Genomic DNA, 18,993 nt, shown 5'->3' with positions numbered 1-18,993 from the left:
TTAATTCTCCCTAACTCTTTTAAAATAAGCTGTTAAATCTAGTCGGAATCGAATAAATAATAGCATTCCTGTAAATAGGACGATTAGAATAAACCAGATTGGGTTAAATAAAAAGTCTGCAAACCCGCCAACTAATGTACGAGGTAAATTGATTGAAAAATATATAAATAAACTAACAAACACTGGGTTTTTAGGTAGTCTTAAAAACACAATATAAACAGCTTGAATGACTAGACCAATGTAAATAGTCGCCATTACAATCCCTAAATATCCGAAATTTGCGTAAGCTTCCGCAACATACAAGGTATTTAACACTCCACCTGTACCATCTGCAACTCGTTGTGGGAACGCCTGCTCCATTACTAATCGTGCTGATCGAACTTGTTCGACATCAAATAAGCCAACTAACATTCCAGGTAAGCTTCTCCCCTGTAAAAATGGTAGAGATTCTCCAAAGATATTTAGATGGAGGAAGGTAGGTGATATCTGCGCAAAAATTAGACGGCCAATTGGACCAGTTGAGATTGATAAATATGATTCTATATTTGTAACACCTTGAATAAAAACATACATAATTAGTAGTAAGGCCGTTGCCAAAGAACCAATTATAAACACTTTCATCGGTGTAAATTTCGTTTTTCCAATATAAATACTTACTAACAAGAACATAATGACATAAAAGAATATCGGCGATTTCGCAAGGTCGTATACACTAATCAAGACCGAGCAACCAAACAACCCTAGAAATAGAATCTTCCATTTAAAATGTTCTGTTTTTACACTATATACATAAGCAATTAATGATAAAAGTGGTGTAAGGGCAATAGCAAAGATGTTACGAACAAGTACATTGCCTGTGAAATTCCGTGCTGCTTCGATACGTAGCTTTGCTAGTTCCGCTGTATTACCTTTTAATAGTTCTAAAAGGGGAATTTGATTTGTTTTTAACATGGTATAAGCAACGGCTAACATACTAATCAATGATAGGGTCGCAAAGAAAAAGTAAAACTCAGTCCTCACTCCAAAAGTCGGCTCAACCGGCTTTTTTAAGTAGTCATTAAATTCATGTTTTGCATCAAAGCCTACCAATTTACTTAAGATGTACATTGTTAATGGTAAAAACACCATGACAAAACAAATAACTAAGAAACCAATCACACGATATTGTTCGTGTGCTAGTTTATTGATCATATAGTAATTGTCCTTACCTAAGACAATAAAGATTGGCCCAATAAATGATGAGACCAATAAGGAATAATAGAAAATAATTGAATTTAAATTCGGTTTTAGTATAGAGAGACTTCCAGATACTTTTTTAAAGAGTATCACGGAAGTCATCAATACGATAAACCATATTAAGATATAAAGCATAGTCATCACCTAGCTCATTTTCGGATAGCTTCTACAATTTTCCGGGACGCATTTCCATCTCCGAAAACTAATTTGTAAGAAGGAGAAACCTCTTTATTTACAGCCTCAATAATTTTATTAACGTCAGTGCCGACAAGGATATTTGCTTCACCTTCTAGTGTTTCCACCCATTCTGTTTGCTCACGAACAGTGACACATGGTACTTCCATAAAGTAAGCTTCTTTTTGAACGCCACCAGAATCTGTAATGATTTTTTTGGCATTGCTCTCAAGTGTAAGCATATCTAAATAACCTACTGGCTCAATTACCTTTAGGTTGGGGATTTCATCTAGCTTTAATCCATAGCTCTCAAGCTTATGTTTTGTACGTGGGTGAATTGGCCAAACTTTCAGCTCGTCAATTTTATTAAACGCTTCTAAAATATTATTGATTTTTTGTTCGTCATCTGTATTTTCAGCACGGTGAATTGTAATTAAATGATATTGCTTTGACTCTAAACCATGTTTCGTTAAAATTTCTGAACCTTCATTAGCGAGCTTTTTATTATAAACAACAGCATCATACATTACATCTCCAACGTTGATCACATTGTGGGTGATGTTTTCGTTAGTAAGGTTTTCAATCGCCGTATCCGTTGGACAGAATAAATACTCTGAAACATGATCTGTCATTATGCGGTTGATTTCTTCTGGCATTTTTTTATTAAAGCTTCGTAAACCAGCTTCAATGTGAACAACTGGAATGTGTAACTTAGCGGCCGCAAGTGCACCAGCTAATGTTGAGTTCGTATCACCATACACAAGAAGATAGTCTGGCTTTTCAGCTAGTAAGATTTCCTCGATTTGAGCTAACATATCGCCAGTTTGCTTTCCATGGGATCCTGAGCCTACACCAAGGTGGAAATCAGGTTTTGGGATATGTAATTCTTCAAAGAAGATGTCTGACATATTTGCATCATAGTGTTGACCAGTATGAATAATAAGCTCTTCATGCTCTTTACGTAGTTCACGAGAAACAGGAGCTGCTTTAATAAATTGAGGTCTTGCACCTAAAACCGTAATGAATTTCATTACATTCATCCTTTCACGTTCTGAATATAATCTTTTGCCAAAAATGAATTAATATTATAAGGATTCTCGAACCTTACCTTTTCGTATTTAAAGGATATATTTCGAAGATAGTTGACATATCCACCATAGATCCCAAACCACTCCATTGGGTCTTTGTAATACTGCTGGTAAACCCGTTTTTTATTATAAGCCTTCTTTAGGATTGGGTAGAGTGCTCCATACTTGTTTTTCAAGGAAGTAGCACTTCCACTTTTTTGTATAGGTTTCTCAAAAAAGGTAGGATACATGTGATGTAACGTCATATCGTATAAATATTTCTTGAAACGGTATTCAGTAGGCACCTTTAGGAAGAAATTCATTAGTTCATCATCCCATAGTGGAATCTCCCACTCTTGGTTGTAATACTCATACACTCGTAGCGAGTTTATAATGAATTTCGCCTGTCTTTCCTTCCAATCCCAATATTCAAATAAAGCACTTGCTTGTTCCTTATTATCATAATCTAACCCTTTAAGAGAAGATTTAATTTCACTGATTACATCCGACACAGCTGCCTGATTACTTGTCTCCCATAATCTATGATGCTTTTTCATGATTTGCTCAACTACATCATCGAGAGTATAAGATTTGTCTTGGATAATTTCATAGGATAAGTGACTTCCGGCTATAAAATCGCCTGAATGTCCCGGCATAAACACATAATCCTTATCTGCCTTATTAATGATCTCTGTAACGGCCGGCCAATCCTGTAGGTGGGCCATTGATGAGGCATTAGTGGCAAAATGAAGATAGTTTTTCCATTCACTTGAGTGATACCAGCGTTGCCAATCCTCTCTAGAATAAGGGATAAAGGTCCATGGAATCCCAAGTTTATCTGCAATTTCCTTACTTTTTTTCGCTTCTTGATTACCTGGACGTCCGTAGGTAAAGCCTTCAACACTTTTTACACCATATTCTTTTAAAAGCAGTGCAATGATCCGTGAATCGTAGCCACCACTTAATGGAATCATTACATGCTTATCTTTCACTCTGTCATAGAGCTTTTGAAATAAGTTGTGAAAGCTTTTTGTTAACTCCTCAACACCCGTTTCGATATCCATGTTTTCAGGATTGTGATAATAACGGTAGTATTGTAACTTTTCTATTTTATCTTGGCGAATTATGATTGATTGCCCAGCTTCTATTTGAAAAACATCGTCAAACAATGTTCGATCGTTCGCTACAAATCCTGTAAGGAGAAATTCTACAGCTGAAGTACGGTTTAATGAAGTGCCTTGGGTTTCATCAACCAACCTATCGGTTACAACCACTTCATTCCCTTTTTTATAATAAAACAAAGGAATACTTCTTTTTCGGTCACATGCTGCAAACGTATAGTTAGAAGTTTGATAAATAACTGCAAATTCTCCAGACCAATCGGTAATGAGTTTTTCAGTAAATTCCACCTGTGAAAGGTAATCAGTGATTGTATGATTGGTATACAAAGTATTACCTACATAGATATATCCACTGAAATAAAATGTTGCATCACCACGGGTGCCTTGTTTCCAACGTTGTTCATTTTGAAGAAAGATTTTTGTACCGTTCAATTACATCACCTTTATCTTTTAAGTTTCAGCGGTTACAGGCTTTTTACGGAAATCACGATCAACTCGGCTCACGACAGTCATCACAATGAAATACCCCCATGCCGCTAGGATATAAATTCCTGGTAAGCTACTTTCTTGAATGTAAATAATCGCAAACACAGCAAGTAGCATATTACTAAACAAAAATGCCATTTTAAAAAATGACACAGGGACATAATACGCTTTTTGGCTTTTGAAAAAGATTAAGATAATAGCAACAATATAAGATAGTAAATAAGCTGCCACGGTACCCCAAATGGAGTATAAGGGAATTAGCACAAAGTTCAATCCTAGATTAACAAGAGCAGCTATCCCAAATGCAATTGATATATACTTCGTTTGTTTCGAGAAGAAAATGCCCACTGAAATAATCATGTAAAAGAAATTTAAAAATGTTACAGCAGCGATTGGAGCGACATATTTATATGCCTCATAATAGTTTTGGTCTAATAACTTGATGACCCAAGGCATAATTGTAGCAACAAATAATACCCCTACTGTCCCAAGTAATAAAATCGCCATGTACAGTTTAGAAAAAACATGCTCACTACCCTTTTTATCTTTTAACGACATTGAGTAAGGTCTCCATGCCATTTGAACACCGCTTGTTAGAAGAGTAATAAGTGCTGCAAATTTCATAGCCGTTCCGTAAATCCCGACCTCTGTGAATGATGTGAACTCTTTTAAGAAAAATACATTCGCATTTACAATGACCCAAAATGCAATCGAAGCAGGGACAAGTGGTGCAGCGTATTTTAGGATTTCTTTTAAAACCTGCTTATCAATTGAAAAACGAAGATAAGAGAATAGGTACTTACTGATTAACAAGAGAACAACAACTGCACTTATAATTCTTCCGATTAAAATCCCTTCAACTGATGTTAAAAAGTATCGTAGAATCGCATAGGATAGGACAGCGACCAAGAGCATTTTTAATACTGTATAAATAACAACTTTTAGTGTCTTAAATTCATAACGTAACACTGTCAATATAAGTGCGACGACCGTGTCTAGAAGCAAAATACCTATGCTTAAATACAGAAAATGTGCATAATTTGGATTATCTAACAAAGCATTAGATAACCATTGCCCTCCAACTAAGATAGCTAAGAAACATACTGCAACGATTCCTAACCTAAAGAGCATAACGTTTTGAACATATCTCTTCCGCTTAGCTTCATCCTTCGTATCAAAGTAGTAGAATGCCAACGCAGAATCAGTACCAAAGATAACTAAAAAGGTTAGCATCGCAGTAATACGGTCTAAGTAATCGAGTACACCGTATTCCGCCGGATTTGGCAGGTAATGTGTATAGATCGGCAACATGATAAAAGCGATCAGCTTTGTACCTACATTCATTAACGCATAAAGGAGGGAATCCCCTCCTAATCGTTTTAACTGAGCTAGCAACCTACAACAACTCCCGCTCGTCTACATTCTTACTAAACTTTGCAGGAATCCCCTTCACAACTGTTTTTGGTTCTGTGTCTTTTGTAACTAGTGCACCTGCTGCTACAAATGTTTCTTCAGCAATCGTAATTCCAGGAAGAATGATGGATGCTCCACCAACACGTGCACCACGTTTTACAATTGCACCTTTGATTTTTTCAAAGCGCTCTTCTGTTCTTCCCATAAAGTTATCGTTTGTTGTTGTTACACAAGGTGCGATAAAGACATGGTCCTCAAGTGTTGTATATGCAGTTATATATGAATTTGATTGAATTTTTGTTCTTGTACCGATGTTCACGTAGTTCTCTACCGTTACACCACGTCCAACAATAACATAGTCTCCAATGTTAACATTTTCACGAACACTAGCTAAGTCAGCAATTAATGTATTCGAACCTATCGTTGCGCCACGATAGATCACACAGTTAGCACCAACCGTTACATCTTCTCCTAATTGTAAAGGAGGAATATCAGCTGATAGCTTAACTGTACTTGTTTTAGCAGGTTTAGGTGGTTTGCCTAATACTGCACCGTCCGCAATTGTTGTGTTGTCACCAATAACTGTACCTTCATGAATGGTCACACGGTTACCAATGATGACATTTTTTCCGATCTTTGCATCTTTTTCAATGACTGTAAAATAACCTACTTGTACGGAATCATCTAGGGTTACGCTTGAATCAATAAAGTTCATTAAAATTCTCCCTTGTTATTACAATTTAATGTATTTGTTTGGTTTTTCTACACCTTTTAATGCATTACGTGTATCAAAAATCACCGGGCTATGCTTTGCAATTAATTCGTAATCAAAGTCAGAGTGATCAGTTGTTACAATCACTAGATCTGAATTTTTCAGAAGCTCTTCTGTTAGTTCAACTGTTTCTACAACACGGTTGCAAGAACGGAATGATGTAACATAAGGATCTACTACTGAGAATTCAGCACCTTGTTTATCTAAAATATCAAGGATGTTTAACACTGGGGACTCCCTTACATCATCAATATCTTTCTTATAAGCTACACCTAAAAGAGTTATTTTCGCGCCGCGTAATGCCTTTCCATCTTCGTTTAAGATGTGCATTGCACGGTTTACTACGAATTCAGGCATGCCATTGTTAATTTCACCTGCAAGCTCGATTAAACGAGTGTGGTAGTTATATTCACGTGCTTTCCATGTTAAGTAGAATGGATCGATCGGAATACAGTGACCGCCTAGTCCAGGACCTGGGTAAAATGCCATGAATCCATAAGGCTTTGATTTAGCTGCATCGATTACTTCCCATACATCAATTCCCATCTTGTCACAAAGAATCGCCATTTCGTTAGCTAATGCAATGTTAATATGACGGAAAGTATTTTCGAAGATTTTTTCCATTTCAGCTACAGCTGGACTTGAAACTTCGTGTACATCTCCCTCTAATACACTACGATATAGAGATGCTGCCACTTTTGTACAATTATCAGTAATACCACCAACAACCTTTGGTGTATTTTTTGTTTTAAATTGTTTGTTACCTGGATCTACACGCTCAGGTGAGTAGGCAACAAATACAGATTCACCAGTCACTAACCCTTTAGCTTCTAATGCTGGACGTACGATTTCTTCAGTAGTACCAGGGTAAGTTGTAGATTCTAAAACAACAAGCATTCCCTCATGTGCATACTTTGCAATTTCAGTTGCAGAGCTTTTTACATAAGAAGTATCTGGTTGTTGATATATATCAAGTGGTGTTGGTACACAAATTGCTACTGCATCAACATCAGCAATACGGGCATAATCAGTCGTTGCAATAAGCTGACCACTTTTAATCATTTGGCTTAAGTCTTCATTTACAACATCACCGATATAATTAATACCCATATTTACTTGTTCTACACGACTTTCTTGTACGTCAAAACCAATTACTTTATAACCTGCTTTTGCTTTTTCAACAGCTAGTGGTAGACCTACATAACCAAGTCCTACTACCCCGATAACAGCTTCTTTATTTTCTATTTTAGATTGTAATTGTTCAAATAAACTCATTGGTACGTTCACTCCTGTTTTAAGATAATGTAATTTGTGTACCTTTTTCAGATGACTCTATGATTGCTAAAATTAATTTAATTGGAGCCATTCCATCCTCACCGGATACAATTGGTTCACGGTCTTCTTTGATTGCATCTACCATATCTTCTATAATCCATTGATGCCCTGGTTTACCAAATGGATCAGCTTTTATTTCTTCAACCGTACTATTAATTTCTTCCTCTGTAACACCCTCTATATCCCATGTCTCAATATAGTTCGCATTACGACCGCCAATTTTGACCGAAGCTGTTTCACCGAAGATCGAAATGGATTCTTCTAGGTTCTTAGGATAAATTGTTGTAGCAGCTTCTATCACCCCAAGTGCTCCATTTTTAAAGCGAACAACACTTGTTGCTACATCTTCTGTCTCAATGTTTCGTAGTCTAGTTGCAACCATTGATTGAACCGATTCAACAGGTCCCATTAACCAAAGCATTAAGTCAAGGTTATGGATGGCTTGGTTCATTAAAACCCCGCCATCAAACTCTTTCGTTCCACGCCAGGGAGCTTGATCATAATACTCTTGGTTACGATTCCATCTTACCGTAGCATTAGCATGACTTAGTTTGCCAAACACACCAGACTCAACTTTTTCTTTTAATTTTTGAATCGCTGGGCGGAAACGGTTAGGGTGAACAACCGCAAGTTTAACCCCGTTTTCTTTAGCAACTTCAATCATTTCCTCAGCATCTTCAAGTTTAAGTGACATTGGTTTTTCTACAATAATATGGCGTTTATGTTCTGCTACAATTTTAGTTAAACGTGCATGTAGGCCAGAAGGCACACATATATTTACAACAGAAATGTCGTTATTTTCCTCTAACATTACTGATAAATCTGTATAAGTCTTTACCCCAGTTGGGACTTCTTTTAAACGTTCAGTGTTTGTATCACAGATTGCAGTTAACTTTGCACCTTCTGCTTTTTCAATTGCATCAATATGCTTACTAGCAATATGCCCCATACCAACGATAGCAAATTTAATCATGCTCGTAGTACCTCCTTGCATCAAATAAATACTTCCATAACATTAAGAATGCAACTGTAGCTAATAAGCCTAAGATAGCACCTAATGCCATGCTTTCTTTTAAGTGTGTATTTGTTTTACCAACAGTAGATGAAACTAAAGCTGGTTTCTCAAAGAAAAGTAAGTCACCTCTAACTCGGTTAAGAGTAGCATTCGTTTCTGCAATTTGAGCTTTTGTCCAAACTGCAAGTTCGCGATAGTTGTTCTGCTCATCTAATTCCAAATCAACTCTTGCTAATTGTGTTTCATAAATAGCTTGCGCCTTTTCTAAGGCCCCTGCTCTTTCCTCTAAAGTTGTAACGTATTTAGATGTATTATTTAATCGGTTCTCAGCCTGTATTTGAAGATCATTCAATAAAGATTCTGCAACTTCATTAAGTTCACTCTCAATTGTTTTTGCATTATCACCATTGATTGTTAATCTAATATAGCTGTCTCTCGCCACATACGCATCAAATCCACCAGTAACAAATTCCTTATACTTACTTTCAACAATCTCTGGATCTGTTACTCCTTTTGATTTAACTGAACCAGTAAACACGGTAGCTTTTCCTTCATATGGCGTTTCTTTTAAAAACAACTGTGATGCTAACGCACCAAGGGCAATCATAATAACAGGGATAATAACGAACGCCCATTTTTTTCTCCAGAAAAATAATAAATACTCGTATAAGACAAAACGTTTTTCTTGTGTAGACAATTCTGCACCAACTTTCAAATATATATGCAAGAAAGAAAACGTCCCCAAATCATCTAGGCGACGTTCTCTTTTCCAAACTCATTATTTCTTAAAAAACTCCACAATTTTTGAAACAACATACTCTTGTTGTTCTTGTTTTAATTCTGGGAACATTGGGAGTGAAATTGCCTCATTTGCTGCTTTTTCAGATTCAGGGAAATCGCCCTCTTTATAACCTAAATCCTTGAAAACTGGTTGTACGTGTAATGGTAGTGGATAATACACCATCGTTTGTACACCTTGCTCATTTAAATATTTTTGTAATTCATCACGTTGTGGCACACGAATTGTGTACTGATGGAATACGTGATAGTTCCCTTCAACTTCAACTGGTGTTACCACCTTTTCGCCAAGTGCTTCATTTAGTAATCTAGTATACGTTTCTGCTTTTTCACGGCGAAGAGTGCTCCACTTATCTAGGTGGGGGAACTTCACATTCAAAACTGCAGCTTGAAGCTCATCAAGACGACTGTTGTAACCTAGTACGTGATGATAATATTTAGGCTTACTTCCGTGTACGCGGATAACTGACATTTTCTCAGCAAGTTCATCATCATTTGTAACGATCATACCACCGTCACCATATGCACCTAAGTTTTTAGTTGGGAAGAAACTATATGTAGCAGCAGTCCCTAGTTCACCAACACTTTTACCTTTATATTTTGCACCAATTGCTTGGGCAGCATCTTCTACAATCACAAGATTATGTTTTTTAGCAATTTCCACGATAGGATCCATATCAGCCATTTGACCATACAGATGAACAGGAATAATTGCTTTTGTATTTGGTGTAATCGCCGCTTCAATTTTTGAAGGGTCAATATTAAATGTCACAGGATCAATATCAACATAAACAGGTTTAGCACCAGCACGTGCAACAGCACCACCTGTTGCAAAGAATGTAAATGGAGTTGTAATAACTTCATCACCAGGTCCTACCCCAGCAGCCTGCAGTGCAATATGTATAGCATCACTACCATTTCCACATCCAATACCATGTTTCACATTACTATATGTAGCAACATCAGTTTCTAATTTCTTTACATGATCACCTAGAATAAAGCGAGAAGAGCTCATAACCTCATCAAGGGCAGCTAATACCTCAGATTTTAGTTCTTGATACTGTTCGCTTAGGTCTAACATAGGTACTTTCATTTGAAAATTCCTCCAATAAAGTTTGAGAGTTAATAACACGTATAGTTTAACACAAATTGTCAAATATATAGTTATCTTTTTTGACAATCTTCGATAATCATTATAACAGTTTACGCGTTCTATGTAACAATATGACGTATGAAATTATGTTACAGTTTTAAAACATTAAAAAAACCGTTTGTAACAGTATGTCACAAACGGTTACTAATCATTTATTAGGTAAGACATTGGTTTTAATTTTGTCTTCCAGAGACTTTTCTTACTCCTACTACTTTTCTATAAAGGCCTAGGACTGGTCGATATTTCTCATGAACAAGTCCAATCATTTCTGCAACAACTTCAGTGATTAGAAGTAATCCGAAGATAATAAGAATTGAACCCCATAATGTTGATGTTGAAAATACAATCGCACTAACACTGAATAAAATTCCTAGTGAGTAAATCACAAGAACTGTATTACGGTGTGAAAGACCTAATGCAAGTAATCTGTGATGTAAATGTGATTTATCTGGTGACGAAATTGGTCTTTTGTTCACTAATCGACGAATGATTGCATAGGTTGTATCAAAAATCGGTACCCCAAGAATAATGATTGGTACGATAAAACTGAATAATGTAACACTCTTATATAGACCTAAAAGAGAAAGAATGGAGATTGCATACCCTAAGAAAAGTGCACCCGTATCCCCCATAAAGATTTTTGCTGGGTGGAAATTATAAAATAAGAAACCAATAATAGCTCCTAGTAAGATTAATGAAAGTGTTAAGATAAGCCCTTTACCAGCTAATGCCGCCATAACCGCAATTGTAGCAATACTGATTGCTGAGATTCCTGCTGAAAGTCCATCAAGACCATCGATTAAGTTAATTGCATTTGTAATTGCCACAATCCAAAATATCGTAATTGGATATGTCCATAAGCCTAAATCGAATGTTCCCACAAATGGAATGGTTAGAAATTCAATGGTTAACCCGCTACCTACTACTAAACCTGCAACAATTATTTGACCAGCAAATTTCACTTTTGCTGAAAGCTCATATTTATCATCAAGGATTCCAATAACAATAATTAAAAGTGCTCCAACTGTAATTCCAGTAACTTTTTCGTTGTATACTCCACCTGCAAAGTAACCTGCAATAACACCCATAAAAATGGCTAAACCACCTAGACGAGGCATTAATTTCTCATGTACTTTACGCTCATTCGGTTTGTCTACTGCACCAATTTTAATAGCAAGCTTTATCACAATTGGTGTAACTACCAATACAGTTAGTAAAGCAGCAAAAAATGCGAATATCATTTGTGTATTCATTAGTTATCACCTTTTTCGTGTAAATTTAATAGCTTACCCACAACATTCATATCTTAACACATAAGTGTAGGAAATCAATGATTTTTTTTGTGAAATTCGTGTCACACCTTGTAAAACAATGAAGTTTCAACGAGGATATTGTTTAACCTTCCCGAATTAGAACATAATCAACATTAAGATAGAAATATACATCTTTTTTTCCTTTCCATTCACCCCTAATTTTTCCTGCTACAATAAAAACAGTCGTAATTTATATTCAATAAGTTACGTTGGCTAACTGGTTAAGAAATTAGATCTTACTCTTAAAAAAGTACGTTTCAATTTCTGAATTATGGGGATACTTAATAAAAATTAATACCCTCCCCCCAATTTAAAAAGAAGAATGGGATCCCCCATTCTTCAATCACTGACTCGAAACATTATAGTGATAACTTTGCTCTCGGATGTTTCCAGCATCATCAGTTATCTTAATTTTTAGTGACAAACTATCAAGCTGTTGGGTTAACCCTGAGTTTTTGAATTCATTTAGATTAATCGTTATATCATAGTTATTAAAGTCTTTTACAATATAATCACTTTGTGTTAAACCACTCGTTACTGCCACTTCTGAAAATGCTGCCCGTTCGAATAATCGAATAACAATTTCATCTGCTTCATTTAATAGCTCAGAAGAAGTATTTGTATAATTTCTTCCTTTATAAATTTCACTATTGTTGACTCCTGAGTCCTTATCAATTAATGAAAACATCATGAACATTGGGATTTCATTAGCCAAAAGCTTATAACGCGTTTCAAGATGTCCTTGTATACTTGTAGGAGTTGGATTTCGCTCAAGAAAACCTCTTACTATTCCAGTTCTCATTAATCCAGATGCACTTTTAAGATTATCAGAAGCTTGTCTAAAATCCTTCATTTCAGTGAAATTGGATGCATTATCTAAACTCATTTTTATTGATATAGGATAAAGCAATTTGGTTTTAACCGCTTCAGCTGAATACTTATATTGATCACGAATAAAGTCTCTTGTCGTTTTCCCATATACTCTGTCTAACAAATAGGCTTGCTTTTTAATTTCATTCGATAATGAATGATATAAACGTTCAGCTTCATCATCTAAGATATTGTTGGCTAATTTCCCCTCAAGTGCCAACCTTGCTTTATCAATCTTTTGACCTGCACTCACAGCATCAATATAAGCAACCGCTCGCCCAACATTTCCTTTTTCAGTACTAATTAAGGTGTAAACATTTGCCTCTAGTCTATTCATTAATTGCTCTTTCTCAGGGCTATTAGGAAGCTGAGTCAGTGCTTGTTTTGCCGCTTTATAAGTAGTTACTGCTCCATTATAAAAATCCCAAGGAATCGTCCTACCATCAGCAGTTCCTTCTATAGATATCGCCCACCTTAATGAACCCGAGAAACTCTCTGCTTGTAAAACAAGTGCGTGAGCGTCCATCAATAATTTTTCTTCTTCATAAATATGTTCTGATGTTGCATATGTAGCTTTGGGTAACGCCCCTATAAATAAAACTACTAAAACTATTAATATACTTTTTTGAAACATTTACTATAAGTCTCCTCTCACCTAGTTGTAAGTAATTAAGTTCATTCGCTATATTACCATTATACCTAATATTGGTAAGTTTACTAGATTTCTGTAGTATTTTTGGAAAATTAGTAGAAATGTAGCACTTTCTGGAAACAAAATAGTTGTTTTATGTTATGATTGTTATTGGTAAATAATATAAATCTAATTAATAAACAAGAGGTACAGACATATGAAAAAACTAGTAATGTTTCTTTTTATTTCTATTTTTATTTTTTCGAGTAGTAGTACATTCGCTTTTGAAAACAACCATACGATTGACAACGATTCAAGGTTTACAAAAATCGGCCCTCAGGTTTTCACATCCTCGGCCTTAACTGCAACCACTGGTACTGACTCAAAAGGGACACCGCTTATGTACGTTATCCTTCACGGTACTCCAACTGTAGTAGCAGTCATTGATTTAAACACAGAGACGCTTGTAAGGACTTTAACCCTTGAAGACTCTACAAGTGCTACGGGTCTTGATGTTGATGAAAATCAAGTACTATGGGTTGGCGGAACAAATAACGGTTCTGTTTATAGCTATGACCCAAATACTGATGTCTTCAAAAATCATGGGAATAAATTAGAGAATCCAAAAGATACAGCCATTTTAGATATCGATGTAGAGGACACTATTCTTTTTGCAGGTTCCGCATACGGAGGATCTGTTTTTGGGCTTTCAACAACAACAGATGAACTAATTAACTATGGGCAGATTATAGACAAGAAAGAATTTGTAAAATCAGTTAAATATTTTAAACCAAGAAATAGTATTTATCTTGGGGTTGGGTCAAATGCAGAATTAGTAGAAATGGATCTCATCACGGGACTAAAACGTAATTTCTTACCTAAAAAATATGCAAATGAAAAATTCATTTCGGATTTAGATTTAGCAGGTAACAAGCTATTTGCACGTATGTATCCAAGTAAAAAAATTGCTGTATTTGATACGTCTACTAATACATTAGCAGATGAATTTCCAGCTGATTCTAGAGGAGTTTCTCCTGTATCTCCTAATGGTCAAATTGTTTATTATTCATCTAAAGGCTCTATTTATGAATACAATCTACTCACCCAAAAATCGAATGAACTTAGTGCTAAAATTCCCGAGGGGACTTCAGCTTTATCCCTCAATTTTGTTCAATTAAAAGATGGATTGTCATTAGTAGGTCTTCTTGATAATCACGGTAATTACTTTATCTACAATATAGCTTCTGGAAATCATACCGTAAAAAAACTAGCCTTACCTGGTCAACCAATCACTCTCCATACAATGATTGAAAGTCTAGATGGTGGTCAAATTTTCGTTAATGGTTATATGTCCGGAGGCTTAGGGATTTACGATATAATAACTGGGAACTCACAGGATTTAAAAGGAATAAGCCAAGTGGAATCTATGGCCTTTCTTAATGGTAAATTATACTTTGGCGGATATCCAAAAGCACGTATACTTGAATATGATTTAGAACAACCTTGGGACTTTTCAAATCCTATAGAATTATTTAGATTAGAACAAGTCGGCCAAGAACGACCAACTGCCATGATTGCTGATGATGCTTCTAATCAATTATTTGTTGGTACATTCCCTGGTAACAAAACTAATTCAGGAGTTCTAGCGATATACAATCCTATTTCAAAAGAACACAAAGTGATTAAAAACTATATACCTGAACAAAGTATTGTTTCATTTGCGAAACATAACGGATATATCTATGGAGGCACATCCATTTTCTCTAATCACAGTGCTTCAAAGTACACAGCTAAATTATTCAGATTTCCTATTGATAATCCTTCAAAGAAAGAGATTATCCCACTCCCTGTCAATTCTAGTTTAGTGACAGGATTGATACATGGACCTTACGAAACAATTTGGGGATGGGCAAATGGGACACTCTTTGTTTATAATCCACAAGACGATAGTATTAGATGGAAAGAGATTCTCTCTACGATTTCAGGACGCCTAAAAAATGCGAAAATGATCGTTGGAAAAGATGGTTATGTGTATGCAACAGTAGAAGGAAGACTTCTTCAGATAGACCCTATCAGTTTAAAACATACTACCTTAAAAGAAAATGAAGCGTATGACCTGGCTCAGGATTATAACGGCGACCTTTATTTTAGAAATCAGGCAGACCTTTGGAAGTATTCGACAAATTAAGAACTTGATGGAGGCACCATATTTACATGGTGTCTTTTTTAGCAGGATTTAACATATTAATAGACTGACAAAAAATGATAAAATTAGATGACTATGTTATAATTTGACGAGAATCTATAGGTAGGAGCGAGCTTAATGTTAGCGATGATGAAACGTATCTTTGATGAAGGTTCTAGAGAGGTTCATAAATTAACAAAACATGTTGATAAAATAAATGCGTTAGAAGAAGAAATCTCAAGGCTATCAGATGAGGAACTAATGAGCTCTACTGCTCATTTTAAGCAAAAATTACAAGAAGGTAAAACCCTGGATGATATTAAGGAAGTTGCGTTTGCAGTGGTACGTGAAGCATCGAAAAGGGTACTCGGTCTGCGTCATTATGATGTCCAGATGATCGGTGGCCTAGTACTACATAACGGTGACATTGCTGAAATGCAAACCGGGGAAGGAAAAACATTGGTAGCTACTTTACCAAGCTACTTACATGCCCTTCAAGGAAAAGGTGTTCATATCATAACTGCTAATGAATATTTAGCAAGACGTGACTATGAAACAATGGGAAAAATACATGAATTCCTTGGCCTTACAGTTGGCCTGAATATTTCACAAATCTCCCCTTATGAAAAAGTAGAGGCCTATAACGCTGACATTACTTATGGTACAGGGACAGAATTTGGGTTTGATTACTTAAGAGATAATATGGTTCATAATGCGGAAGAAAAAGTTCAACGTTCACTTCATTATGCAATTGTTGATGAAATCGATTCAATTCTTATTGATGAAGCAAGAACACCTTTAATTATTGCAAACAAATCAAATCTATCAACTGAACTTTTCTATGTAACAGCAGAAATTGTAAAAACATTTTCAAAAGATGTGGACTATGAATTTTATCCAGAAACAAAGCAAATTGTTTTAGCTGAAGCAGGTGCTAAAGCTGTTGAAGAGGCTTTTGGATTGGAAAATCTTTATGACGCAGAACATAGAGAATTACTTCATCATTTGATGCAATCTCTCCGTGCTGCTGTAGTAATGAGAAAAGATGTAGACTATATTGTTCGTGGCAATGATATTCTGTTAGTTGACCAATTTACTGGTCGTATCATGGAAGGGCGTACATTTAGTGAAGGTCTACACCAAGCAATTGAAGCAAAAGAAGGCGTAGTAGTTAAAGAGGAAAACGACACTCAAGCTACAATTACCGTTCAGAACTATTTCAGAATGTATCAAACTTTATGTGGAATGACTGGAAGTGCGACACCTGCTAAGAGAGAATTTTTAGACACGTACGGAATTAACGTTGTAACAATTCCAACAAACAAACCACGTATTCGTATTGATTTGGAAGATATCGTTTATGCAAAAAAAGAGGACAAAGTAAAACGAATTGTCCAAGAAGTTACTCAACATCATAAAAATGGACGCCCAGTATTAATTGGGACTACCTCAATTGAACAATCTGAAAAACTCTCTGAGCATCTAAAGAAAGCTAAGATTGAGCATCGAATACTTAATGCTAAAACAGTTGAAGATGAAGCAAAACTTATAGCAACTGCAGGACAAAAAGGACAAGTGATGCTAGCTACTAACATGGCTGGTCGTGGAACAGATATAACGTTAGGTGAAGGTGTAGCAGAGTTGGGTGGTCTTCATATTATTGGCACAGAGAAACATGAAAGTGCACGTATCGATATGCAATTACGAGGACGTACTGGTAGACAAGGCGACCCAGGTTCGACTCAATTCATTATCTCATTAGAAGATGACTTATTTAATGCGTATGACCTTGAAGAGTTAGATAGATGGAAGAAAAAACTGAAAACAAATGAAGAAGGCTTAGTAATTACACCAGATCCTATTAAATTTGTTCGCAAGGTTCAAGAGACAGTTGAGGGAGCTCACTTCTCTGCTCGATCACACCTTCTTAAATTGGATGATGTGGTAGATCAACAAAGAAAAGTCATTTATAAAAAACGCAATTTACTGCTGGAAACTGAAATTGTCCTTCCTGATGTCCTTGAACATATTAAAAAGCACTTAAACGACCTGGTTGAAAAGTATTGCCTTGAAGAAGAATTGTTTGAAGAATGGAATATCTCCGGATTATATGAGGAATTGACCCTATCCATCCATCATTTAGATGTGAAGCAAGAGGACCTTACCGGTATCGAAAAAGAAGCAATTCAAAAAATAATTACGGATGCTTATGATAAATACGTTAATGAACTTAAAGATATTGAAAAAGACCTAGACTTCCAGAAGCAAATTAAAAGCATGATGTTACGAGAACTAGATTCAAAGTGGATTCCTCATATTGAAGTAATGAACGTACTAAAAGAAGGAATAAGCATGAGAAGTTACGGTCAAGAAGATCCATATCGCTTATATGAATTTGATGCATTTGAGGAGTTCAATCATTTATTAAGAGACTTGGACTCAACTATTAGCAGATCCTTCCTAGCATATGTTAAGCATTGGGAAATCCAAATGCAAGAAATGGAGGAACACAACGAATAATGGGACATTTTAATGATACTCAAAAAGAGCTTGATGAAAATAATGAACACAACACATCACAAGAGGAGACAACCCAAGTTAAGACCACTCTGAGCTTCCACCCAGAGTGGGACTTACCCGCTTCCGAAAAGTATGTGTATCAATTCAAACATCAAAAGTTAGAGCCTTTGCAACCAAATCAAATTTCGGTTTCAGGTATTAACTTAATTGAATATGATGAAGGCTTTGTCGTTACTGCCTTCTTAAGGAATACACTTCCTAAGGGAATAGAATTTGAAACAATCGATCTTTTGGTAATTGATAATGAAGGAAATGCTCTAGCTAGAAAAACTTTTGAAATGGATTTATTGGGTGAGATTCCTTCAATGGGTTGTAGACCATGGAGATTTTTATTCCAAAATGAAAATAAATTGATTGATGGTCCATTACCTCAAGATGGTGATTGGAATCTAGCGTTTGAACTTAAACAAAGCGCACCTATGAAATTAACACTTGATTTAGAAGAGTCCTGGAAAAATTCCCTAGCTGAAGATAAAGTTCAGCAGCTAAGAGAAATGGTAGAAAAACTACCAGCACTAAAACCTGGTGAAGTCAATTTCATGGGAATACAGGCTACTAAGAATGAAAGTGGAGAGCTTTTAACTACCATTCTTATTCGTAATGCTAGTAACCAAAATATCAACCTAGAGCAAGTACCACTCGTGATCGAAGATGCGACAAATTCAGTCGTAGCCAAAGGATTGTTTAAACTTGAAAACTTCGAGGTAAAAGCTAACACATGTAAGCCATGGACATTCATTTTCCCTGCTTCTTTACAGACAGAGGATGAAATGGATCTTTCAAGATGGAAGGCTTACGTACCTCAACAATAATAGATAGAATAAAAGAGTGCTATATAGTAGCA

14 protein-coding genes are annotated in these 18,993 nt (G+C 35.9%); 3 read left to right on the top strand and 11 right to left on the bottom strand.

Annotation, left to right across the window (positions count from 1 at the left end; all coding sequences use genetic code 11):
* From J2Z26_RS15800 to J2Z26_RS15750, 11 genes are all read right to left on the bottom strand, one after another.
* A complete protein-coding gene (locus tag J2Z26_RS15800; RefSeq protein WP_227413595.1) occupies window positions 1–1,191 on the bottom strand; it encodes an O-antigen polymerase in 1,191 nt (396 codons plus the stop codon).
* A gap of 194 nt (window positions 1,192–1,385) precedes the next feature.
* Complete coding sequence (gene wecB / locus J2Z26_RS15795; RefSeq protein ID WP_193534553.1) at window positions 1,386–2,441, bottom strand: non-hydrolyzing UDP-N-acetylglucosamine 2-epimerase; 1,056 nt, start codon at window positions 2,439–2,441, stop codon at window positions 1,386–1,388.
* A 5-nt stretch (window positions 2,442–2,446) separates the two neighbouring features.
* Window positions 2,447–4,030 (bottom strand): asparagine synthase C-terminal domain-containing protein, encoded by a 1,584-nt coding sequence (locus J2Z26_RS15790; RefSeq protein WP_193534554.1) that lies wholly within the window; start codon window positions 4,028–4,030, stop codon window positions 2,447–2,449.
* An 18-nt stretch (window positions 4,031–4,048) separates the two neighbouring features.
* Complete coding sequence (locus J2Z26_RS15785) at window positions 4,049–5,479, bottom strand: lipopolysaccharide biosynthesis protein (RefSeq protein WP_193534555.1); 1,431 nt, start codon at window positions 5,477–5,479, stop codon at window positions 4,049–4,051.
* A gap of 1 nt (window position 5,480) precedes the next feature.
* Window positions 5,481–6,212 carry an acyltransferase gene (locus tag J2Z26_RS15780; RefSeq protein WP_193534556.1) on the bottom strand — a complete coding sequence of 244 codons (732 nt, stop codon included), beginning with the start codon at window positions 6,210–6,212 and terminating at the stop codon, window positions 5,481–5,483.
* An 18-nt stretch (window positions 6,213–6,230) separates the two neighbouring features.
* Window positions 6,231–7,544 carry a nucleotide sugar dehydrogenase gene (locus tag J2Z26_RS15775; RefSeq protein WP_193534557.1) on the bottom strand — a complete coding sequence of 438 codons (1,314 nt, stop codon included), beginning with the start codon at window positions 7,542–7,544 and terminating at the stop codon, window positions 6,231–6,233.
* Window positions 7,545–7,563: 19 nt separating this feature from the next.
* Entirely contained in the window at window positions 7,564–8,577 is a 1,014-nt protein-coding gene (locus J2Z26_RS15770) for a Gfo/Idh/MocA family protein (protein ID WP_193534558.1), read from the bottom strand.
* On the bottom strand, window positions 8,570–9,346 hold the full coding sequence (locus tag J2Z26_RS15765) for a GumC domain-containing protein (protein WP_193534559.1): 777 nt from the start codon (window positions 9,344–9,346) through the stop codon (window positions 8,570–8,572). The genes J2Z26_RS15770 and J2Z26_RS15765 overlap by 8 nt, the downstream gene beginning before the upstream one ends.
* A gap of 51 nt (window positions 9,347–9,397) precedes the next feature.
* Window positions 9,398–10,510 carry a DegT/DnrJ/EryC1/StrS family aminotransferase gene (locus tag J2Z26_RS15760; protein ID WP_193534560.1) on the bottom strand — a complete coding sequence of 371 codons (1,113 nt, stop codon included), beginning with the start codon at window positions 10,508–10,510 and terminating at the stop codon, window positions 9,398–9,400.
* Between the two features lie 233 nt (window positions 10,511–10,743).
* The gene (locus J2Z26_RS15755) at window positions 10,744–11,823 is read right to left on the bottom strand and encodes a glycosyltransferase family 4 protein (protein ID WP_193534561.1); all 1,080 of its coding nucleotides are present in this window, start codon (window positions 11,821–11,823) and stop codon (window positions 10,744–10,746) included.
* Window positions 11,824–12,226: 403 nt separating this feature from the next.
* Entirely contained in the window at window positions 12,227–13,387 is a 1,161-nt protein-coding gene (locus J2Z26_RS15750; RefSeq protein WP_193534562.1) for a hypothetical protein, read from the bottom strand.
* 214 nt (window positions 13,388–13,601) lie between these two features.
* Between J2Z26_RS15750 and J2Z26_RS15745 the strand changes: the two genes are divergently transcribed.
* The 3 genes from J2Z26_RS15745 (at window position 13,602) to J2Z26_RS15735 (ending at window position 18,961) form a co-directional block, all read left to right on the top strand.
* Window positions 13,602–15,572: a WD40 repeat domain-containing protein gene (locus J2Z26_RS15745; protein ID WP_193534563.1), complete on the top strand. Its 1,971-nt coding sequence runs from the start codon at window positions 13,602–13,604 to the stop codon at window positions 15,570–15,572.
* 135 nt (window positions 15,573–15,707) lie between these two features.
* Window positions 15,708–18,089, top strand: coding sequence for an accessory Sec system translocase SecA2 (secA2, locus tag J2Z26_RS15740; protein ID WP_193534564.1), 2,382 nt, complete (start codon window positions 15,708–15,710; stop codon window positions 18,087–18,089).
* Complete coding sequence (locus J2Z26_RS15735) at window positions 18,089–18,961, top strand: accessory Sec system S-layer assembly protein (protein ID WP_193534565.1); 873 nt, start codon at window positions 18,089–18,091, stop codon at window positions 18,959–18,961. The genes secA2 and J2Z26_RS15735 overlap by 1 nt, the downstream gene beginning before the upstream one ends.
* Window positions 18,962–18,993: the final 32 nt, after the last annotated feature.

Origin of the sequence: Cytobacillus luteolus (assembly GCF_017873715.1) — a bacterium.
GTDB classification, from domain to species: Bacteria; Bacillota; Bacilli; order Bacillales; family Bacillaceae_L; genus Bacillus_BV; species Bacillus_BV luteola.
This window is presented reverse-complemented; position numbering and strand designations above follow the sequence as displayed.